This window comes from Alteribacillus persepolensis, assembly GCF_900099605.1.
GTDB classification, from domain to species: domain Bacteria; phylum Bacillota; class Bacilli; order Bacillales; family Marinococcaceae; genus Alteribacillus; species Alteribacillus persepolensis.
Map to the genome: position 1 here is coordinate 1 of NZ_FNDK01000008.1, position 21175 is coordinate 21175.

General features: G+C 42.9%; 20 protein-coding genes. 18 read left to right on the plus strand and 2 right to left on the minus strand.

Going from position 1 to position 21175, the window contains the following annotated elements; translation table 11 throughout:
* Positions 1-26: 26 nt before the first annotated feature.
* From BLT18_RS07955 to BLT18_RS08005, 11 genes are all read left to right on the plus strand, one after another.
* Positions 27-1034, plus strand: a complete 1008-nt coding sequence (locus BLT18_RS07955) for a phosphotriesterase family protein (protein WP_091272831.1) — start codon at positions 27-29, stop codon at positions 1032-1034.
* A gap of 304 nt (positions 1035-1338) precedes the next feature.
* Positions 1339-2502 carry a thiolase domain-containing protein gene (locus BLT18_RS07960; RefSeq protein ID WP_091272832.1) on the plus strand — a complete coding sequence of 388 codons (1164 nt, stop codon included), beginning with the start codon at positions 1339-1341 and terminating at the stop codon, positions 2500-2502.
* A gap of 2 nt (positions 2503-2504) precedes the next feature.
* Positions 2505-2915 carry a Zn-ribbon domain-containing OB-fold protein gene (locus BLT18_RS07965; protein ID WP_091272834.1) on the plus strand — a complete coding sequence of 137 codons (411 nt, stop codon included), beginning with the start codon at positions 2505-2507 and terminating at the stop codon, positions 2913-2915.
* Between the two features lie 207 nt (positions 2916-3122).
* Positions 3123-4805 (plus strand): CocE/NonD family hydrolase, encoded by a 1683-nt coding sequence (locus tag BLT18_RS07970; protein WP_091272836.1) that lies wholly within the window; start codon positions 3123-3125, stop codon positions 4803-4805.
* A 156-nt stretch (positions 4806-4961) separates the two neighbouring features.
* The gene (locus BLT18_RS07975; protein ID WP_091272837.1) at positions 4962-5933 is read left to right on the plus strand and encodes an MBL fold metallo-hydrolase; all 972 of its coding nucleotides are present in this window, start codon (positions 4962-4964) and stop codon (positions 5931-5933) included.
* Entirely contained in the window at positions 5930-6625 is a 696-nt protein-coding gene (locus tag BLT18_RS07980) for a 3-oxoacid CoA-transferase subunit A (protein ID WP_091272839.1), read from the plus strand. Before BLT18_RS07975 ends, BLT18_RS07980 begins: the two co-directional genes overlap by 4 nt.
* Positions 6618-7307 (plus strand): 3-oxoacid CoA-transferase subunit B, encoded by a 690-nt coding sequence (locus tag BLT18_RS07985; RefSeq protein WP_091272840.1) that lies wholly within the window; start codon positions 6618-6620, stop codon positions 7305-7307. Before BLT18_RS07980 ends, BLT18_RS07985 begins: the two co-directional genes overlap by 8 nt.
* Positions 7308-7769: 462 nt before the next feature.
* Positions 7770-8888, plus strand: coding sequence for an FAD-dependent oxidoreductase (locus tag BLT18_RS07990; RefSeq protein ID WP_091272842.1), 1119 nt, complete (start codon positions 7770-7772; stop codon positions 8886-8888).
* Positions 8889-9082: 194 nt separating this feature from the next.
* On the plus strand, positions 9083-10012 hold the full coding sequence (locus tag BLT18_RS07995; RefSeq protein ID WP_091272843.1) for an alpha/beta hydrolase: 930 nt from the start codon (positions 9083-9085) through the stop codon (positions 10010-10012).
* 652 nt (positions 10013-10664) lie between these two features.
* A complete protein-coding gene (locus tag BLT18_RS08000; protein ID WP_091272845.1) occupies positions 10665-11705 on the plus strand; it encodes an MBL fold metallo-hydrolase in 1041 nt (346 codons plus the stop codon).
* Positions 11706-11859: 154 nt separating this feature from the next.
* Entirely contained in the window at positions 11860-13101 is a 1242-nt protein-coding gene (locus tag BLT18_RS08005; protein WP_217635735.1) for an MFS transporter, read from the plus strand.
* Between the two features lie 252 nt (positions 13102-13353).
* On the opposite strand, the gene yunB is transcribed toward BLT18_RS08005, so the two are convergent.
* On the minus strand, positions 13354-14157 hold the full coding sequence (gene yunB / locus BLT18_RS08010) for a sporulation protein YunB (protein ID WP_175487425.1): 804 nt from the start codon (positions 14155-14157) through the stop codon (positions 13354-13356).
* Positions 14158-14493: 336 nt separating this feature from the next.
* Between yunB and BLT18_RS08015 the strand changes: the two genes are divergently transcribed.
* The 3 genes from BLT18_RS08015 to BLT18_RS18155 are packed head-to-tail and all read left to right on the plus strand — an operon-like array spanning position 14494 to position 15098.
* Complete coding sequence (locus BLT18_RS08015; RefSeq protein ID WP_091272848.1) at positions 14494-14676, plus strand: YozQ family protein; 183 nt, start codon at positions 14494-14496, stop codon at positions 14674-14676.
* 1 nt (position 14677) lies between these two features.
* Entirely contained in the window at positions 14678-14935 is a 258-nt protein-coding gene (locus BLT18_RS08020) for an alpha/beta-type small acid-soluble spore protein (protein WP_091272849.1), read from the plus strand.
* A gap of 13 nt (positions 14936-14948) precedes the next feature.
* Complete coding sequence (locus BLT18_RS18155; RefSeq protein WP_175487426.1) at positions 14949-15098, plus strand: hypothetical protein; 150 nt, start codon at positions 14949-14951, stop codon at positions 15096-15098.
* A gap of 351 nt (positions 15099-15449) precedes the next feature.
* Here the strand turns inward: BLT18_RS18155 and BLT18_RS08025 are convergent, their stop codons facing one another.
* Positions 15450-15692 carry a hypothetical protein gene (locus tag BLT18_RS08025; protein WP_091272850.1) on the minus strand — a complete coding sequence of 81 codons (243 nt, stop codon included), beginning with the start codon at positions 15690-15692 and terminating at the stop codon, positions 15450-15452.
* A gap of 169 nt (positions 15693-15861) precedes the next feature.
* Between BLT18_RS08025 and BLT18_RS08030 the strand changes: the two genes are divergently transcribed.
* The 4 genes from BLT18_RS08030 (at position 15862) to BLT18_RS08045 (ending at position 21173) form a co-directional block, all read left to right on the plus strand.
* Positions 15862-16350: a hypothetical protein gene (locus BLT18_RS08030; RefSeq protein ID WP_091272852.1), complete on the plus strand. Its 489-nt coding sequence runs from the start codon at positions 15862-15864 to the stop codon at positions 16348-16350.
* Positions 16337-17368, plus strand: a complete 1032-nt coding sequence (locus BLT18_RS08035; protein WP_245705210.1) for an alpha/beta fold hydrolase — start codon at positions 16337-16339, stop codon at positions 17366-17368. Before BLT18_RS08030 ends, BLT18_RS08035 begins: the two co-directional genes overlap by 14 nt.
* A 339-nt stretch (positions 17369-17707) precedes the next feature.
* Positions 17708-20698 (plus strand): formate dehydrogenase subunit alpha, encoded by a 2991-nt coding sequence (gene fdhF, locus BLT18_RS08040; protein WP_091272856.1) that lies wholly within the window; start codon positions 17708-17710, stop codon positions 20696-20698.
* A complete protein-coding gene (locus BLT18_RS08045) occupies positions 20673-21173 on the plus strand; it encodes a DUF1641 domain-containing protein (RefSeq protein ID WP_091272857.1) in 501 nt (166 codons plus the stop codon). Before fdhF ends, BLT18_RS08045 begins: the two co-directional genes overlap by 26 nt.
* Positions 21174-21175: the final 2 nt, after the last annotated feature.

Genomic DNA, 21175 nt, shown 5'->3' on the forward strand with positions numbered 1-21175 from the left:
TTTGAAGGAAAAGGAGCGGATATTACATGGGTAAAATAAACACGATTCAAGGAGCCATTGCAACCGAGCAGCTTGGCATCACGGCGATGCATGAACATATCGGATTTGGTCTGCCTGGATGTGACTTGGACACCAAGTGGTGGGAAGCCCGTCCGAAAATGCTCGAGGTGACGATTGACAAGCTGCGCCGCTTCCGTGAGCTGGGAGGTCAGACCATTGTTGATTGTACAGGAATTGGAACGGGACGTAATATCCCTTACTGGCAAGTCGTATCCCAGACCACAGGCGTGAACATCGTGGCCTGTACCGGTTTTGTGTCAGGAGACACCGTTCTTCCATACTTCCGGGATAAGTCGGTTGAATATTTAGCTGATTTATTCTATCACGAAATTACCGTCGGCATAGCAGGAACGAATGTCAAAGCAGGCGCCGTCAAAGTAGGTGTCAGCCGCGGCGGCTTGAGCGAATTGGATGAGCGTGTGTACCGTGCAGCAGCAAGAGCAGCACGTGCCACTGGTGTTCCTATTCTTACGCACTTGTCTATAAACGGTGATCGTCAAATGGATTTGTTTGAGACGGAGGGGCTTCCTTTGGACCGGGTTGTCATTGGCCATTCAGATGGAGCTGAAGGGCTGGACCCGGAAAGAGACTTTCGAATAGCAAAGCGGGGCGCTTTTGTTGGATATGACACGATTGGCTTTGACACAGAAAAAGGCACGCCGGAAGTGCCAGCACCGTTTTGGGCACGTCCAAGAAAAGAACGCCTTGATCAAGTAATGGATCTTTTCAATGCAGGTTATACAAACCGTGCCATTATTTCATGCGATGCCAACTGCTGGGCACTTGGCTGGGCATCGACCGAGCATTCTGTGGCTGAGCTTCTGGAAGTATTCGTACCCGATCTTAAAGCTCGAGGTGTAAGTGATGAGACGATTGAGCAGCTTCTCATCCATACTCCTGCTCACCTTTTGACAATGAAAGAACCAAAGCCTGACCGAATGCGAAAGGCTGCAGCAGTATCAACAGGTGTTTGATGACCGCCTGCATGATTGATTAGTCTCCATGATACAGACTGAAAAATGAAGAAAAAGGATTATAAGATGCAAATATTGATCATATTTCCCGTCCCTGTGTTTTGATAGGCATATAGGTTTTGCTGGAGCAGCGGGACTTAAAGTGAAGCATGGGTTTTTGCCTCTGTACTTTGCAGTGGAAGGGCTATGTTTTAGAAGATGTCATTCTTCGTATATGCTGGATGCGCCACAATTGCTGTTTGGCCGTAAATATATGCGTGCAGGGCTGGGAATGTTTTGATCAGAACCACGGGGGTTTTTAAACATGAGTATTAAAGGAAAAGCTTACATCGCAGGGGCGTTCGAGCATCCAACCCGTCTCGCAGAGAATAAATCTACTGCCGTTTTGCACGCTGAGTGTGCCAAAGGGGCATTAGAAGATGCGGGTCTTTCTATAGAAGATGTTGATGGATATTTTTGTGCCGGCGATGCACCGGGTGGGGCTCTATCGATGGTTGATTACCTGGGTCTCAACGTTCGTCACGTGGATTCAACGGATACCGGTGGTTCATCTTACATCGTTCATGTTTCACATGCAGCCCAAGCAATAGCAGCTGGAAAGTGTGACGTGGCGTTGATTACAATGGCAGGACGCCCACGCGCGGCAGGAAGAAACGGTGTAAAACCAAAGGCAGCAAGCCCGAATATTCCTGATGTTCCTTTTGAAGTGCCATTTGGACCGACAGCCGTAAATGAATATGCCATGGCCGCAAAGCGCCACATGCATGAATACGGAACGACCAGCGAACAACTGGCATGGGTGAAAGTGGCAGCTTCTCACCATGCTCAATACAACCCGAATGCAAGATTACAAGATGTGGTGAACGTCGATGATGTCCTTCACTCTCCGATGATTTCTGACCCACTGCACCGCTTGGACTGCTGTGTGGTAAGTGACGGTGGAGGCGCAGTTGTCGTTGTGAGCCCTGAGATTGCTAAAAGTCTGAAGCGGCCGCTTGTGCGTGTTATGGGAGCGGGAGAGTCACCGAAGGGACAAATGGGTGGAAAAGACGACTTCACCTATACCGGCGCTGTCTGGTCGGGACGGAGAGCTTTCGACGAAGCTGGTGTTACACCTTCGGACATTAAGTACGCGTCTGTCTATGACAGCTTCACCATTACAGTAGTGATGCAGCTTGAAGATTTGGGCTTTTGTGAAAAAGGTGAAGGCGGCAAGTTCGTTTCTGATGGGAACTTGATTTCTGGAGTCGGTAAGCTTCCTATCAATACTGATGGCGGTGGGTTGAATAACAATCATCCAACGAGCCGAGGCGGCATGACCAAAGTAATTGAAGCGGTTCGCCAACTGCGTGGCGAAGCACATCCGAAGGTGCAAGTGAAAGATTGTGATATTGCAATGGCTCACGGTACTGGAGGCGGACTGGCAAGTCGTCACGGCAGTGCAACACTTATCATGGAGAGGGTGTAATTATGGCAGCGACATACCAACCGAGAACAATGGCTAAACCTGAAGTTTATCCAGAACATGAAGCATACTGGGATGCTGCAGCAGAAGGAAAACTTCTCGTCAAACGATGCGAAGCTTGTGGCGAGTATCACCATTATCCGCGAATGTTTTGTCCATACTGCATGAGCGAGAAAACCAAGTGGGAGGAAACAAAGGGAACTGGCACCATCTATACTTACAGTGTGATGCGGCGCGGGGCGAGTCCGTATGCTATTGCTTATGTAACGCTTGATGAAGGACCTTCCATGATGACCAATATCGTTGACTGTGACTGGGATGAAATATATATCGGGCAAAAAGTAAAAACAGTATTTAAGCAAAGTGGCAGCCAGGATGACCCTGGTCCATACGTGCCTTGCTTTACACCCTTGTAAGAAAGAAGCCAGTTCCGTTATCAGTGACTGAGTATTTCGCCAAAATGAAGGAAGCAGCAGGTTGTTTTCTGACAACACTTGTTAAAGCATCTTTATAACGAGTCAGGCAAAAAAGATAATGGCGAATAAATTTATAATTTTGAATTTTCATTCTAAAATGACTGGTTGAAATGTACTTAACAGAATGACTGCGAGGAGTAGATGCAAATGAAAGTAGAAAAAGACGTGCGGATTCCTATGCGTGATGGCGTCCAGCTGGCAGCTGACATCTATCGTCCGAATGAAAGCGAACAAGTGCCGGCGCTGCTCGCCATTAGTCCATATGGGAAAGAGCTGCAGGCACAATCACTGACACTGCCTCCACAGGCGCGCCCAAGTGCGCTTTGGAATGGAGCAATTGAAGCAGGGGACATTCGTGCTGTTGTTGACCATGGCTATGCTCATATTATTGCGGACGTACGTGGTACTGGAGGATCTGAAGGAGAATTGGTTGGCAACTATGACAGCGGTGGTCATGGAGAAGGAAAAGACATTTATGACGTCGTTGAATGGATGGCGGAACAGCCATGGTGCGACGGGAATATTGGCATGATCGGTATTTCCTATTTTGCTACAGTGCAACTTCTTGGAGCAGCTGAAAAGCCACCGCATTTGAAAGCTATTTTTGCTAACGGAGGACATTTTGACCTCTACGAATTAGGGTATCACGGAGGTATCTTGTGGTTAATGCCGCGAGCTTCTCGTGAAGGCCGCGGTGGCGATAGTGGTGTAGCAGCACGTAATGTGAAAAGTAAAAGTGAGAAAGTGTACACCACCGAGGAGTATCAGGAACGTATCCGTAAACGTTTGAATGATCCTGATATTGCAAACTGGTCGGACTTTGTGCACCTCTTACATTATCCGAACCGTCATGAGTTGTGGATGGATTTTCTGCTCAACCCGCATGATGGTCCATTCTGGCAGGAAGGAAGCCCAATGAGTGTAGCACATAAGGTTGATATCCCTGCGTACTTTCAAGTGAAATGGGGGCGCGGCTGGACAGTGGAAGGGACGATTGATGCATTCAATAAGGTGAATGGAGTGAAGAAGCTTGATTTGCAGCCAAAGCCGCCAATGCAGGAACGTCCGTTTCATGAGTCACATGAGGAGATGTTCCGTTGGTATGACTATTGGCTGAAAGGAATCGATACCGGCATTCTTGATGAAGAATCGATCCAGATGTTTGTGGAAGGGGAAAATAAGTGGCGTGGGGTGAAACAATGGCCGCTTCCTGAAACGGAGTATAAAACATTCTATTTGCGTCCACGTCACAGAATCAGTGAAAATCCAGAGCCTCTTGGTGCAGAACAAGCGCCGCCTGATGGATTTTATCAAGTGCCGCTCACTGTAACGAATGAAACACAATCAGTAAAGTGGAAGAGCGATAAATTTATGGAAGATACAGAAATGACCGGTCAAGGGGCATTGTATGTTTACGTTGAAATCGATACAGATGACACGAACTTAATCACCAAGGTGTACGATGTTGATCCGTATGGGAACCGTCAGCTGGTTACCACCGGCTATTTGAAAGCATCTCATCGTGAGCTGGATAAGTCGAAATCAGAACCGTGGAAGCCGCATCATCCACATACACGGTCTGAACCAGTCCCTCCTGGTGAAGTAATAGAATATGCGATTAAACTTTATCCATTCTCAAATGTATTCAAAGCTGGGCATAGACTGGAGCTTGAACTGTCTTGTAATGAGTCTATCAGTGATGAGAATGCACAGCTGCTTCCTCCGGACAGCTATCATTTGCCGAGCGGCCGTGCAACAACACATAAAATTTATCGCGATAAAGCCCATCCTTCTCACTTATTGCTGCCAATTATTCCAAAGCAGGACTGACATGTTGAAAAATAAGATACAAGTGCCAATGCAGTAAAAGCACACGGATAGAGTGATGAAGTGATATGCTTGCTTGCCGAAAAAATCGCAGCGCTTTTCCACTTTTTAAGCGAAAGACACTAGGGTTACAACATTGTAGAGAAGGGATGATAACTGATGCAGCATTCAGTACGTGTTATTCCCATTGCTTGCAGCTTTGGACAGACAGTGGCGTATGTCTACTATATTGATGCTCCAGAACCGGTACTCATTGACACTGGCATTGCAGCATCGCCTTCACAAGTAATTGAGCCGGAATTAAAAAAACATGATGTAAAACTTAGTGATGTGCGCTGGATTCTTCTGACTCATGGACACGCTGATCACCTCGGCGGAATTCAGGAAGTATGGAAGAAAACAGGACGAAATGCAAACGTTGTCATTCCACAAAAAGATGCCAGGCTCCTTCGTGATCGCCGTGAACACATCAAAGATCACGAACATCTTCAAGGACCATATTTAGCACCAGAAACGAAAAAGAAACAACAAGCGATTCTCATGGATATTATTGGGGGCGAAGTAGAGCCAACGCACGAAGTTGTCAGCGGGGACCGTTTGACATTTGGAGGAGACGTATCGGTGACAGTGATATCAACCCCAGGGCACTCCAACGGCTCAGTGACATACTTGCTTAATGAACAGAATTGGGCTTTTGCGGCTGATGCGGTGCAAATGTATGGAGGGGAATCAAGTGGCCTTCCAACAATTGAAAATTCTGCTCTTTATCGTCAAAGCGTACGGCATCTTCTTGAAGAAGTACGGCCAGAGCGTCTGTATTTAGGGCACCATTTTTTGGATGCGAACGGGAATGCTGTCGACGCACGAGTGGACGGCGAAGACGTACCAAATGTGCTGCGGGCGAGTCTCGAAATGGATGAAAAGCTGGCTGGTATAGCACAGCGACACCGTATAGATGAAGTGCATCCTGATAGAGCAGGTGATGGACTCTATGAGCCGTTTACAGCGATTGCGAGAGAACTAGAATACACCGGTGACCCACGGGTTTTACCTTCAGCATTCTTTGTGACGATGAATGGTTACAGAGAAGAGTTGACGGGTGTAAAGAAGGAAGGAGGAAAAATACAATGATCCATAAGAAATATGAAAACGAAGAACATGCTGTTGCTGATATCCCTAACGATTCAACAGTACTCGTTGGGGGATTTGGGGGGAGCGGGCTGCCATCGCGGCTTATCACTGCTCTAAAAGAGAATGGTGCAACAGGTTTGACTATTGTGTCTAACAATATTGGTGCTGTGAGTGAGGGAGTAGCAACATTGATCAGCAATCAGCAGGTGAAGAAGATTATATGCTCCTTCCCTGTCGGTCCGCATGCCAACGAATTAATTGAGTATCTTGAAACCGGCCGTGTGGAATTGGAATTGGTTCCTCAAGGAACACTCGCGGAGCGTATTCGAGCAGGAGGAGCCGGTATTTCTGCTTTTTATACACCGACAGCTGCACACACTGAACTTGGGGAAGGGAAGGAAAGTAGGGTGTTCAACAACCGCGAACACCTCCTTGAGTATGCAATTACCGGAGACTATGCCCTCATTAAGGCACATCGAGCAGATCGATGGGGCAATCTCGTTTACCGAAAAGCACAACGCAATTTCAATCCAGTGATGGCAACAGCAGCACAGACGACTATCGCTGAAGTCGATGAAATTGTAGAGGTAGGAGATATGAGTGCGGAGGAAATAATATCCCCAAGTGTCTACGTACACCGTTTGGTGGAAATCGCTTCGCAGGAGGAAAGGGGAAAAGTACAAAATGGTTAGGCCTTATGAAGAACTAAATGGATGGACAATACCGGAAGTAGCAGGTCGTATTGCTGCAGAATTAGAAGAAGGGTGGTTTGTCAATCTCGGTATCGGACTGCCAACACTTGTAGGGGAAGCGTTACCTGAAGGAAAAGAGGTGATTCTTCACAGTGAAAACGGAATCCTTGGTATTGGACCCCGTAAGCACACAGGAGAAACAGATTCTGATCTTGTGAATGCAGGAAAAGAACCTATCACGCTGTTACCAGGCGGGAGTTTTTTCTCACAGTCAGAATCATTTGCGATGATTCGGGGAGGTCACCTTGACGCTGCTGTACTTGGAGCCTTCCAAGTATCTATGCGTGGTGATATTGCCAGCTGGAAACTGCCTAATGCTTCTCTCGGCCGGGTCGGGGGAGCTATGGATCTTACTGTTGGCAGTAAGCGGGTCTTCGTATTTATGAAGCACTGCACTCGAGAAGGGACATCAAAAATTGTAGAAGAGTGTGCATTTCCGCTAACAGCTCCCCGTGCTGTAGACCGTATCTACACGGAACTTGCCGTGATTGATGTGACAGATGGCGGTCTTGTCGTGCAAGATCTGGCTCCGGATGTTGAATTCGAGGAAGTTCAGGCTTGTACTGCGGCTCCGCTTCAGAACCGCAACGTGAAAAAGCACTCAAAGGTTTCAGAAGGATAATTCAGGTGATAAAGGATTACCTGGACCATTGACCGCTATTCCTCGACTAGGAAGAGTTGCTCGTATGCACGTAAGTGTGTGTAATCGTTCAAATACAAATCGGGTGCTCATGCGTTTGAAGCGGCTGAATATGTCTTCATATTTTCTAGTCGAGGGCGCGGTATGATGTTGTCGCGAGATAAAGGTCAAACTTGAATAAGAGATGCCTTTTCAGAGGATGACAGATATTGAGTGTCAACTTGAGTAATTGAGTTGTGTGAAGGAATATATAAACGCGTCATGCTGCTTTCTCCTTGAGTACTGATTGAAAGCGCTTAAACTAAATGGAAAGCTTATTTGTTCTTGTGGATGGAGTGCTGGGAAGGTGTGTGGCTGGGTGAAGGAGCAAGGTGTTGAAATAGTCATTGGCAGAGTGAAAAGTTCGGCTCATTGTTATTAATCGTTTGAAGGGGGAAATTATTTATGCGGTTAAAAGAGAAGAAAATATCTAAGTTAAAAGTGGTGATTATTGGAGGAGGGATTGGCGGTGCAGCTACTGCAGTTGCTTTAAAGAATCAAGGCATTCATGCTGACCTTTATGAGCAAGCCCCAGTCATTAAAGAGGTTGGTGCAGGCATTGGCATGCGCCCGCCAACGGTTAAATTTTTTAAAGATTGGGGAATTTATAACGAAATAGAACGTAAAAGCGAGAAAAGCAGCTTTATGCAAATACTCACAAGTACAGGGGAAGTCTTAATAAACGAAGAATGGCCTCTTTTAACCAATAATCCTGAAGACAGATGGGCGCGCTTGATTCATCGGGCGGACTTAATTGATATTTTCTTCAACCAATTACCATCAGAGTCCATCCATTTGAATCATAAATGCGACTCTATCATTGATTATGGAGATCATGCAGAAATTCATTTTGATAATGGTAATTCCGTTGTGGCCGACTTGGTTATTGCAGCAGATGGTATTCGTTCTACGGTTCGTTCAAAGTTATTCAGCAATGTTGAACCTGTCTATTCACACACACATGCTTACCGGGCTGTGGTAGAAGAAAAAGAGACATTCAATTTAGCACCTGATAATACATTTAAAGTTTTTGTTGATGGGGAAACAGGAAATCATGTGTATTTTATGCCTTTACACCATCGAAAGCAAGTTTCATTTGACGTCACAGTATCCTCTGCAGATGCATCATGGCGGCCGGAAGTAGAGAAAAAGGATATTTTGCAATGTTTGGAAAATTTCGATTCGAAAATTCAGAAGATAGCTGAAAAAATTGACAATTATACGTGCCGCTCCATCTATGATATTGATCCACTAGAGCGTTGGCATTCCGATTGCATCACATTACTTGGAGATGCTGCCCATGCTATGCTTCATCATCAAGGGCAAGGTGCAAACAGTGCGATACAGGATGGAGGAGTGCTAGCCGAATCCATTCGCGATGCTGCTACAATTCCAGAAGCTCTGCAAATATATCAAGCACGCAGAAAACCAATAACCGATAAATACCAAGAATTGTCTCGCAGACCGCCAAAAGTAGAAGCCAAAACGGCATTTCCAGAAAAAAGTGTGTTTGAAACACCATAAGATTGTTGTGTTGATATCATTTCTTAAGGAAAATGTGTGAACCAACGACATAATGAATTTTTAAATATAAGACTTACGAAATGGCCAGTAAAACAAATATAATAGGTGTGGGAAATATCAAAATATTAAATAAAATAGGGGCTTTAGTTCACTCATGAAAACATCCGTAAGCATGAATAAGGAGGTCGTAATGTATGACATTACATCCAGAAATTAAAAAAGTGTTTGAATCAATGCCAAAGCCAGATCCTGACCAGAAGCTTATTCCCCAAGAACAGCGAAAAGTGATGAATGCTCCCGCGATCCCTTTAGAAAAACGTGTGCAAGTTCATTTGGTTGAAGAAAGAACCATTCCTGCTTCTGAAGCGGATATACCAGTGCGAATTTATACACCGAAGGCAAAAGATTCTTATCCAATTCTCATGTACTTTCATGGGGGGGCATTTTTTTCAGGCACTTTGGAAAGTCATGATGAAATTGCTCGTCCCATTGCGGTGGAGTCTGGATATAAGGTGATATCGGTAGACTACCGTCTTGCGCCTGAACATCCTTATCCTGCTGCGTTACAAGATTGTTATGATGTAACGAAATGGGTCACAGAGAATAAGGAAGAATTGAATTGGGACGGAGAGAATATTGTTGTGGCAGGTGATAGTGCTGGCGGCAACTTGGCTACAGCAGTTTCTCTCATGGCGCGTGATAAAAAAGAGTTTACGATTACAAAACAAGTCTTGTATTATCCATCTTTAGACCTTGATTTAAGCGAATTTCGTTACCAGTCATTGTTTGATAATCGAAAGGGGTACGGCTTAGAAAGTGATGCGTTAGAAGAATTCAATTCGTTCTATTTATCTGGCGGCGCTGATCCTCATGATCCGCTCGTTTCACCAATAAAAGAAGAAAACTTAGAAAATCTTCCGTCAGCACTTGTTATTACAGCAGAACATGATCCACTTCGGGATGAAGGAGAACTATTTGCAGAACGATTAGAAAAATCCGGGGTGTATGTTGTAACGAAACGATATGAAGGTGCTGTGCATGGTTTCTTAGGTAAGTTCACGCATCTTGATGAATATAAAAATGTATACCAGCGAACAGGTGATTTTTTAAATAAGGAAGTCTAGTAGACAAAAAGATTCGGACCATCTAAAACGAGGCGAATTTAATATTTATTCGTATGCTGATAGAGATTTTTGGCACGGGCAGGGAGAGGCGGCAGAGGTGCTGCTTGCTGAACTCTGCTTGTGTATGCTTGAATGAACACAAATGTATGGCATGAAAAGACGCCGTCATGAATAGTCTCATATCCACAGTATATAAGGTGCTTTCTTATTTTTTTATGTCTGCTTGGAGATAGGTTTGTTGGGCTATCCCCAAAGATTTGTACAATCAGGGGAAAGTCTTTATCTTTTGCATCTTTGGAGCGGTTTCAACAAGGATTTTAAGAAGACGCCTGCATCCATACTGTTATGTATGAAATATTCCAAAAAAATTTGTTTATTTTATTATAACAATACTATATTATATGTTTATAAATTTTTAGTATAGACAGTGTATGTAATGAAAATAGACGTCAACCACATTAGGCGGAATTTTTATACTGTGGCATGGAAGCGGCAAAGCACACCTTTAGACAGCGTGCTGTAAAGGGGATCATCGGGCATCATTTGAAAAAATTTGTTAAAGCGTCATAAATATTTTTAATGAGAGACAAAGAAACACAAGGATCGACAGCCATTGTTTGTAACTAAAGTAAAATAATCAGGGGGAGAGGCAATGTTTCGTAAAAAGCACTTGCTTTTATATTTATTTATAGCATTAACCATTGTATTGATGGCATGCAGTAATGATACAGCCAGTGAAGAAAGCGAAGGAAATATTGAAGAGGGAGAAGCGGTGGAAGAAACGAAGCCAGCGAATGTTGAAGAAAGCGTAGATGCAAAAAGAGCTGAAAATAAAGATACTGTACCGGATGGTTTTAGGGTGACGACTGTTGGGACAGGCTCACCGCCGATTGAAGGAGAAAAGACATGGCCTTCTACTCTTGTTCAATTTCAAGATAAGTATTTCTTAGTTGATTGCGGAGGTGGATGTACGCATGGGTTAACGAAAGCAGGCATTCATCCAAGAGAAATAACAAATATCCTCTTTACCCATCATCATGTGGATCATAACTCGGATTTTATCACTGTCTTAATGGCTGGGTGGGCAACCAATGATCCAAGGACTGAATTAAATTTGTTAGGAACCGAAGGAACGAAAGAATTTTATAATTTTGTCATAGATTTTTATGAACAAGATATCCAATACCGTATCGATACGGGATATACGACAGGAGATGGAATGATTGAAAATGTAAATATCCAAGAACTGCATGGAGAAGAAGAACTGGAATTAGATGGCGTAAAGATTTCGACTCTAGACGTTCCGCACTCCATCAAAACGATTGCGTATAAGTTTGAGGCAGGAGGACAAACAGTTGTTTTATCAGCAGATACGACGTTTAATGAAGAACTTATTGAATTCTCCGAAGGCGCTGATTTAATGGTTTTAGACGGAATGCTTGCAGAAGTGAAAAAAGGAGATCCATTTTATGAAGAATTTCAACATATTAAGCCACAGTTGGCAAGCGCTCATTTAACGTTGGAAGAAGCTGGGCAAACAGCGGCAGAAGCCAACGTGAAAAAGGTCGTCTTTCATCATTTAATGAATGGAGAAATTGATGAAGAAAAAACGACGGAAGTTATGAGAGAGGCAGGGTACACAGGAGAAGTGATGATTGGTGAAACGTTAAAGCAGTATGACGTTGAGGAATAATTTGTACATTATTTTCGCAGTTATCTAGCGATTCTGTCTCACTCTGTCAAGAGGTGCACCCTCTTGACAACAAATCATGAACAAGAAAAATGAAAGCGGTCTACACGTTGTTGTTAACATGCTTCACGTTAATAGTGAAGAAAGGGTGAAATAAGTGGGGAAATGGAAATTTTGGACATATGAAAATAAATTAGTCATGTTGTTTTTCTTTTCCATTGGATTTGTCTTTTTTGATCGGTTGGCGATAAATTACTTAATTCCATTTATTCAAGAAGATTTTACGTTGACCAGTACACAAATTGGGTTAATTGGTTCGGCATTAGCGCTTACGTGGTCGATTGCCGGACCGTTGGGAGGGTATTTGTCGGATAAGGTACCGAGTAAAAAGGCACTGTTGGCACTATTTATTCTTGGTTTTTCTGCTGTTTCTCTTATGCATGGGCTGGTAGGATCTTTTGCGATGTTATTTGTCCTGCGTCTTGTCATGGGGCTTATGGAGGGACCAATTACACCGATTACGCAATCTGTTTTAGCGGTGGAATCCTCTGAAAAGCGGCGAGGGTTTAATATGGGGCTGACGATGAATACGGGAAACGCTGTGTTTGGAAGCTTTCTTGCCCCCCTGCTTATTGTAGCACTGGCAAATACATTTGATTGGCGGACGGCTTTTTATCTAACTATTATCCCTGGTATTGTCTTGGCCGTTTGTATTATGAAAATGATGAAAAACCCACAGGAAAATGAAGATAAGACGATTTCACCGACAACTGCAAACAAAGGTGCAGGGTTAAAAGAAGTACTGAAACATCGGAATATTTGGTTATCAGTGATAATATTCAGCTGCTTTATGGTGTATCTCATGGCTTTTCAAATATTTGCACCTGTTTTTCTTGTTAATGTGAAAAGTTTTTCTTCGAGCAGTATGAGCATTATTATGGCCGCATTTGGTGCTGGTTTTGCTATTTTTGGAATGTTGATTCCTGCGATTTCAGATCACTTTGGACGTAAACCAATCATGATTATTTTTGGTTTTGTGGCTGCTTTTGTTCCGCTTACTATCATACATGCAGACTCTGTTGTGTGGGCTGTTATCTTGGTATTTCTATTTTCCTCAAGTATGGGGATAGGGTCTATTGTTATGTCGGTTATACCGACAGAATCGGTACCAGTTAAGTATGCAGGTGTTGCAGTAGGGTTGACAATTGGTATTGGAGAATTCTTTGGTGGATTCCTAAACCCGATGTTAAGCGGGATTGCCGGCGATGTATTGGGACCTCAAGCACCACTTTGGATTAGTGCATCAGGGGCGTTCCTTGTTTTTCTTCTCTCGTTTTTCCTTACAGAAACGGGCCCTGCTAAGATGCAAGTAAATGAAGGTATCGAAAAAGTTGTATAAGTGCAGACTGATAAGGGGGGTTTTATAGTGAACTGTTCACCACTTAGCTATGCTTGAAGTGGGGGGGTTCTCACTTCCACGTTGAAGGCAAGCAAAGTTTGGTATGAAACTCATGCTGCACTTGTACCCGGAGTGGGGCAAGCGAATGTAATTTTGTACAATCTACCCTTGCACGCAGAAAGCCCTCACAATAAGTGAGGGCTGCCTTCATTTACTCGGTTTTGTCCCCATCCTTTTCATCTGCATCCCTCATTATGAAGGGTCTTCATTGTCATTTTCTGTTTGATTTTCTGACTGGTCTTTGGTTTGGCCTGTTTCTGGCACAACTGCTGGAGTTGGGATTTCTCCACTGCTTTCACTGTAAAAGTCAGGCACTTCTCCAGGTATAAAAAGCATTCCAACAGGAACCGTTGTTTGAACGACAGCAGTATCAGTAGCAAATGGAATAACAATTTCTACATCTACTTCTAAATCCATAGAAACCCGCACCCACGTGTTATTAATACCCGTTTCTTGTATTTCTTCGTTCAATTCTACATCCACATCACCAATGGCTGTAAATTCAATCGGAACTAAAGGTCCTAATTGAGCCAATAATGCATTGTCTGTTACTCTTCCTAAAGGTATTCCATATAAAGAGCTGTCTTCACTGTCTGTGTGGTGTGGAATAAGACCGGAAGCTGATTCAGGTACTGAACCTTGTTCCATTTTTGCTAGATAGTGCTGTGATTCAGCGACAGCATTAGTGGTTACTCTATTATAGACGTTTCCATTAAATCCAATGGATGTAATATCCCCGTTATTCCCTTTTTCTATTTCAATAAGTTCGTTCATATCAACATCCTCTAGCGTGGTGCTTACAGCATGGTTAATGGTTGAAGTCGCAATTTTTTGTGTTTCCATGTTTGCAATCTCTAACAGCGTTGGCGTAATTTGTTTGTTAACCAGCCATACACTTTGCACGGTTAAAAGTATAAAAATCAGGAGTGAAATAACTATTGTTTGGCCAAAAGAGAAAGGGTATTTACCGGGAGTGCGAAATTTTCTTTTTCTCAACAGGCGGCCTCCCTAATCGTACATTTTCCCTTCTATGACAACGTATGCTGTTCAAGGCAAAGCTATTCTGCATCATCTGTCCTATCCATGTCTGTATAGAAAATGAAATTCATTTCTTTTTAAAAGCAGAAAAATCCAGACTGTTTGAGCGACAATTTTTTCCAATATCCTAGGTTCTTTTATTCTTTAAGGCGTTTAACGTTGTTAAAGGAGCAAAGCATAAATGAAAAATGGTTTCCTTTACAGGAATCGGCGGCAATCTGAGTTTTTTTCATCGGTATAAAAAGAAAGGCAGCCACACACATTAAGCATAAATAAAAAAGAGGAGTTCTTATTATGAAAAACAAAAAACAACGTACGTTTGATGCTGATAAAACGTATCAATCTTCTGATTATACAAGTCAGGACGAAACAGCCAGGGGATTTGCCGAAACGCATGAACAAGTTTCCGATACGATGGCAGAAGGCACAATAGATAGGAAAGCCAGCGCAGAAAAAAGGGAGCAGGGAGAAGGATAAGATGGGGCGGAAAAACAAACTGCTTGTACCGGAAGCACGAGCGCAGATGGATGAACTGCGAAAAAAAGTATCTCATACAAATGCTGCCAGTGAAGCAAAATTTGAAGCTGCTAAGGAGCAGGGTGTGCCTCTTCAGCATGGGTACAATGGTGATATCAAAGCAAAAGATGCCGGTAAAGTTGGCGGGCATATTGGCGGCAGCATGGTGAAAGAATTAGTAAGAATGGCAGAAAAGCAGCTGCAAGAGAAAAATAAATAAGGAGGAATGAAATGTGTCAGAAGAAACACAGTTTTCAGGATATACTGCTGCTGATTTAAAAGCAGAACAACTAGAGCGTGTAAAGGCGTTGGAATCAGAACTTCGAGAAACAACACGGCAGGATATTGTATTGATTGCTTATGAAGAAGATGAGTCACACTAAACACTTATTGAACGGCCCGCCACTTGGCTGCGCTTGCAGAGGGAGACTTCCTTTGAGAACCCGTTAAAAAAGGCTTGGTTCCATCCAAAACAGGTTGATCAGAGCCAGACAATAAGGCAGGAAGAAATGTTCTAAGTGCAGTCAACACATGAAGACGCCCGAGAGGGAAATTTACTGAGCGGCTCGTTGTCTTTTTTAAGTCAATGGAAGCTGTGCTTATGATACGAGAAGTGTTTTAAAGGAGCCATCATAGAAATATCTATCATAAACAAATAATCCAAACGGATTGATAAAAATCCGTTTGGATTATTTTGTGGTTCCTGCACTTTTGTTCCAGACTCTTTTTTTACACTATAGAGAGGAAGGAAGGGAGTTGTTTTTGCAGATGTTTTCAAATAAACGAAAATGATAAATAAAATCGTCAAATAATAGCTTTTTTGTATCATCAAATGTGTACCACGTAAAAAACGCTTCTAGTACATCCGCATCAACATGTTTAAGATGTTCTGATACAAGAAGAGGGTAACGAAATTTATGGTAAAGGGCACCATAACCAAATGAATAAAACGTATATTCTATTTCGCTGGTCGTCATATAACACCCCTTTCTCATTTTTACATGGTATACATATGCAGTCATTTTTAAACAGGAACGGCGATAAAAGAGGCGGCGGGCAAATCTATTAAAAGCTGCACAAAACGATGTCAGCCTGTTTATACTAACAGTGAGAGTTGATTATCTCAGCTTAGAAAGGCGTGATAACATGTCTGATGTATATAAAGACTTAAAAAAAATAGCAATGCTGTTAGAAAAGCATGTAAATAATAGAATTCATCAAGAATTGAATAAAGAGGAAGTCATACAATTTATTACGCAGTGGCTGAACAAACATCCACATGTTTTCCAGTCCTTGCGAGAATATGGTGAATTATTATCCGCCCCATTGAATATCCCGACAAAAACAGATACTGCTAATATAGCGAAATTGCTTATTCAACTAGAAGAAAAAGTAGATACGCTCGAAGATAACGTAAACGATTTGCATGAAAAACTAGACAAAGTTTCCGTAAAGGAAGACGCAGAGGGTGCGAGCGAACAAAACACCAAACAGAAAGCTCGCCGCAATCTCTCACCGTCCAAACAGGAAAAAGCACAGAGAAGAAGAGACGCGCTTGATCGTTTAAAGTACTATTCCCATGAAATTAGCAAAACCGCCAAAACAGCGGGAGGTACGCACCGTGGTTCTGCGTAAAAATGAAAACGGCCGCTTGCACAAAGTGAAAGAAGTATTGTCACAAGGATCTCCTCAAGTAGGGAAGAGTCCCAAACAAGCGGTTTGGAAAAAGAATAAAGCTGCATTATGGTATTATCAAGCAAAACAAAAAAAGTATGAAACGCCGCTTTTTCTCGTGTATTCGTTAGTGAATCGTGCTTTTATTCTTGATTTAGCACCTGGAATGAGTACAGTCGAAGCATTCACCAATGCTGGATTTGATGTCTACCTGCTTGATTTTGGAGAACCTGGATATGAAGACAAAGATATAACGGTTGATGATTATGTCTACGATTATATTCAAACAGGTGTCAAAAAAGCGCTGCATCATTCCAAAGCAAAGGATATAACAATCATTGGCTACTGTTTAGGCGGGACCCTTGCAGCTATGTATGCTGCTGTAGCAGATGAGCCAATCAAAAACATCGTTCTGATGGTGGCCCCTATGGACTTTGACTACGTTCCTGTCTTTGATCAGTGGGTACAAGCCTTGCGGGAAGGCAGTGTTTCTTATGAAGAATGGATTGATATGTACGGGGTAATACCAGCAAAGTTAATGGAAAAGGGCATGAGGATAGCTTCGTACCCCGTTTATTTTAGTCATTATTTCTCACTGCTCGAACGAGTGAACGATCCATCGTATGTTCATAAATGGAGACGATTTAATTATTGGACAGAAAGTCACGTTCCCTTCGCCGGAGCAGCACTAAAACAATTAATACAAGAACTTGTCCAGGAAAACAGCCTGATCCGCGGCAGCCTTCGCTTACGCGGCAAAAAAGCAGTCTTGTCTAACATTACGGCTAATATACTGGTCGTTTCTACTACGCTGGATACCCTCGTACCAAAAGCAATGAGCCAATCAGTAGTGGAGCTGGTTTCGAGTAAAGACAAAACGTTTAAGCTAGCAGAAGGCGGACACGCTACACTTGCAGCAAGATCGAGACTGCCATCATTTTTGGCTGATTGGCTTGTGGAGCGATCTGCTCCTGTATAAAGTTCAAAAGAGTGAGGCTTCTTGCACTTTCACATGCTAGAAGCCTTATTTGTTGATGATGCTGTCGGTAGACCTTTGCTGCAAGAGCAGCCTCCACTGCCTGAAAAACATAAAAGAAAGATTGTTTCCACGTAATTACATCTATTGCTTGTCACATGGAAAGCCGTTACTATTCCCCCATTTCCTCCGTTGACATGCTCAACTGCTGCCTCGCGTTTTACAGAGTCAAATGATGAAGTGAAGAAAGCAAAAAGCCATAATAGTACAGATTTTTTGTTATAGAATGTCAGCCATTTGTAAATAACTAATCATAAAGTCAAAATATTGCAGGTGGTAGGGATGGAAGAAAAGAACATTACGTTTCAATTTAACAACGAAGACATTGAAGCCGCACCTGGACGTACCATTTTTGAAGCTTGCCGGGATAAAGGAATTTTTATGCCCGGTATTTGTTCGTCTCAGCCAGATCTTGGTGTAGGCGTTATTAAAACATGTGACACTTGTTATGTCGAAGTAGATGGAGAACTGAAGCGTTCATGTACGACAGAAATCGAACCTGACATGAAAGTAAGTTCTGAATCAGACAAAGCCAAAGCAGCACAATTAGAAGGAATGTCCCAAATCTTAAAAAATCACGAACTCTACTGCACAGTTTGTGATAACAACAATGGTAACTGTGAAGTACACAACACAGCAGAATACTTACAAGTAGATCACCAAAAATATGAATTTACCTCGAAGCCATATGCGGCGGACAACTCGCATCCTAACTATCGATACGAACCAGACCAATGTATTCTGTGCGGCCTTTGTGTAGAAGCTTGTCAAGATTTACAAGTAAGTGAAGTATTAAGCATTGATTGGGAAAGAGAAGAGCCCCGTGTTATTTGGGATAATGATGTGCCAATTGATGAATCGTCTTGTGTATCATGCGGCCATTGTGTAACAGTTTGCCCATGTAATGCATTAATGGAAAAAACGATGCTCGGTGAAGCCGGTTACATGACAAGCATGCCGAAAAATATTTTAGAGCCAATGATTGATTTAACAAAAGAAGTAGAACCGGGATATCAAGGCATCTTTACCATTTCAAATATTGAAGCATCGATGCGGGAAGACCGAATTGACCGTACAAAAACGGTTTGTACGTACTGCGGTGTTGGTTGCAGCTTTGAAGTGTGGAGCAAAGACAGAGATATTTTAAAAATACAACCGCAGCCAGATGCTCCTGCTAATGGTATTTCTACGTGTGTCAAAGGGAAATTCGGCTGGGATTTCGTAAATAGTGAAGAACGCTTAACCACTCCGTTGATTCGAAAAGATGATACGTTTGTTGAAGCAACGTGGGATGAAGCACTCTCTTTAATTGCTGAAAAGTTTCTTGGCATAAAGGAACAACATGGAGTGGATGCGCTTGGATTTGTTGCTTCGTCTAAATGTACGAATGAAGAAAATTACTTGTTTCAAAAGCTGGCACGTTCGGTGTTTCAAACAAATAATGTAGATAACTGTTCCCGGTATTGCCAAACACCAGCATCTGCCGGCTTGATGCGCACGGTTGGTATCGGAGGCGACTCCGGTACAATCAAAGATATCGCAAATGCTGAACTGGTTGTTGTAGTTGGTGCCAATCCATCAGAGTCTCATCCTGTACTGGCGACACGTATTAAGCGGGCGAATAAATTACACGATCAAAAACTTATTGTTGCTGATTTACGGAAAAATGAACTAGCGGAGCGAGCAGATTATCATATTCATCCAAATCCAGGAACAGATCTTGTCTGGATTTCCGCTGTGACAAAATATATGTTTGACCAAGGCTGGGACGATAGTGAATTTTTAAAAGGTCGTGTTAACAATGTTGAGGAATATAAACAGTCTTTAGAGAAATTTACCTTAGAGTACGCTGAAGAGATTACGGGTATTTCAAAAGATCAATTGATTGAGATTGCGACAATGATTCATGAAGCGAAGACAACTTGTATCTTGTGGGCAATGGGTGTAACTCAGCATATCGGTGGTACAGACACAAGTACAGCCATCGCCAACTTGCTGCTGGTGACGGGGAATTTTGGAAAAGAAGGTACTGGTGCGTATCCGCTCCGCGGCCATAACAATGTCCAAGGAGCTAGTGACTTCGGTACGATGCCAAACTACTTCCCCGGCTATGAGCCAGTAGAAAACGATGAAATACGTCAGCGTTATGAAGAAGCGTGGCAAGTTGAACTGCCAAAAGAACCAGGGTTAAATAACCATCAGGTCGTCGAAGCTATCGATGATGGACAAGTCAAAGGCATGTATTTATTCGGTGAAGAAATGGCATTAGTTGACTCCAACATCAACTACGTGCACGGAGCATTTGAAAAGCTTGATTTCTTTGTCGTTCAAGATATCTTCTTCTCTAAGACAGCACAGTTTGCGGATGTGGTGCTGCCAGCTGCACCAAGCTTAGAGAAAGAAGGTACGTTTACTAATACGGAGCGGCGTATTCAACGTTTTTATAAAGTATTTGACCCGCTTGGAAATTGCAAACCGGACTGGGAAATTTTCCAAGAATTAGCGAATAAATGCGGAGCTGATTGGCATTATGAAAGTCCGGCCGAGGTAATGGATGAAGCGGCAAAATTAGCACCAGCTTTTGCAGGTGTCAGCTATAAACGCTTAGAAGAATGGGAAAGTCTTTGCTGGCCAGTAGATGAAAACGGAAAAGATTACCCGCTTTTATATGAAGAGTCGTTTGGCTTCCCGGATGGCAAAGCCCGCCTGTTTGCTGTTGATTGGAGCGAACCATATGAAGCTGGGGAAGAATATGATCTTCATTTAAATAACGGCCGCTTGTTAGAACAATTCCACGAGGGCAACATGACAAGAAAATCAGAAGGCATTATGCACAAAGCACCGAACCCGTGGCTGGAAGTGTCTCATGAACTAGCTGAAGAGCGTGATATCAAAACAGGTTCTTTAGTACGGCTGACCTCTCCGTATGGAAAAGTGAAGGTACGTGTATTGGTTACAGACCGCGTGAAAGGTAATGAGCTGTATTTACCAATGAATGCTATTGAAGAAATTCAAGCAGTCAATAAATTAACGAGCAGTTATCATGATAAGGATACACACACACCAAACTATAAAGAAATGCAAGTTAAAATGGATGTGTTGGAAAAAGATGGAGACTCTCCACTTCCATCTGTAAACTTCCGCTTTGGCAATCCGCAGCCCCACATTGGCGTAGAAGTGGAGAAGAAATGGGAGCGAGATGACTTTACGTCAGTGCCAGAGGTTGTTGAGAGGGAGGATGTTATAGATGGCAAAAGCGATCACGCAAATTAATGTGCAAAAGAAAACCGAAGAAGAAAGACAGCGCCAGCTCCAGCAGGATTTGCTTAATCAGCTGACGGAAAACCATCAATCACTGGATACAATTTTTGACATTGTAGACGAGCTGAATAAAGCAGGAGTGCTTGACATGGTAAAAGGATTTTTGCGGATGAGAGATCAAATCGGTTCGATTAGTATTGAGAAGGTTAACCAGCCGAGCATGCATCATCTCATAAAAAATGGATTCCATGCGATTGAGTTTATTGGAAAGCTAGAGCCAGAAAAACTGGAAAAAATGATGGATGGCCTTGTTCATGGACTAGACCGTATGGCAAAAGAAACGGAAAAGCAAGAAGAGGTCAGCATGTGGAAAATGTTTAAATTGATGCGTGACCCTCACGTGTTGACAGCCCTCTCATATTTAACCGCGTTTTTAAACGGCATGGGAGAAGAGCTTGGTACTAATCGACAACAAGAAGGACGGTGAGT

Bases quoted from the DNA above. Each gene is read 5' to 3' on its own strand.
- BLT18_RS07980 (WP_091272839.1), top strand. From the start codon at position 5,930: ATGATCCATAAGAAATATGAAAACGAAGAACATGCTGTTGCTGATATC.
- BLT18_RS07955 (WP_091272831.1), top strand. From the start codon at position 27: ATGGGTAAAATAAACACGATTCAAGGAGCCATTGCAACCGAGCAGCTT.
- BLT18_RS08025 (WP_091272850.1), bottom strand. From the start codon at position 15,692: ATGACGACCAGCGAAATAGAATATACGTTTTATTCATTTGGTTATGGT.
- BLT18_RS07990 (WP_091272842.1), top strand. From the start codon at position 7,770: ATGCGGTTAAAAGAGAAGAAAATATCTAAGTTAAAAGTGGTGATTATT.
- BLT18_RS08030 (WP_091272852.1), top strand. From the start codon at position 15,862: ATGTCTGATGTATATAAAGACTTAAAAAAAATAGCAATGCTGTTAGAA.
- BLT18_RS07970 (WP_091272836.1), top strand. From the start codon at position 3,123: ATGAAAGTAGAAAAAGACGTGCGGATTCCTATGCGTGATGGCGTCCAG.
- BLT18_RS07995 (WP_091272843.1), top strand. From the start codon at position 9,083: ATGACATTACATCCAGAAATTAAAAAAGTGTTTGAATCAATGCCAAAG.
- BLT18_RS08045 (WP_091272857.1), top strand. From the start codon at position 20,673: ATGGCAAAAGCGATCACGCAAATTAATGTGCAAAAGAAAACCGAAGAA.
- BLT18_RS07975 (WP_091272837.1), top strand. From the start codon at position 4,962: ATGCAGCATTCAGTACGTGTTATTCCCATTGCTTGCAGCTTTGGACAG.
- BLT18_RS07965 (WP_091272834.1), top strand. From the start codon at position 2,505: ATGGCAGCGACATACCAACCGAGAACAATGGCTAAACCTGAAGTTTAT.
- fdhF (WP_091272856.1), top strand. From the start codon at position 17,708: ATGGAAGAAAAGAACATTACGTTTCAATTTAACAACGAAGACATTGAA.
- BLT18_RS07960 (WP_091272832.1), top strand. From the start codon at position 1,339: ATGAGTATTAAAGGAAAAGCTTACATCGCAGGGGCGTTCGAGCATCCA.
- BLT18_RS07985 (WP_091272840.1), top strand. From the start codon at position 6,618: ATGGTTAGGCCTTATGAAGAACTAAATGGATGGACAATACCGGAAGTA.
- BLT18_RS08000 (WP_091272845.1), top strand. From the start codon at position 10,665: ATGTTTCGTAAAAAGCACTTGCTTTTATATTTATTTATAGCATTAACC.
- BLT18_RS08020 (WP_091272849.1), top strand. From the start codon at position 14,678: ATGGGGCGGAAAAACAAACTGCTTGTACCGGAAGCACGAGCGCAGATG.
- BLT18_RS08015 (WP_091272848.1), top strand. From the start codon at position 14,494: ATGAAAAACAAAAAACAACGTACGTTTGATGCTGATAAAACGTATCAA.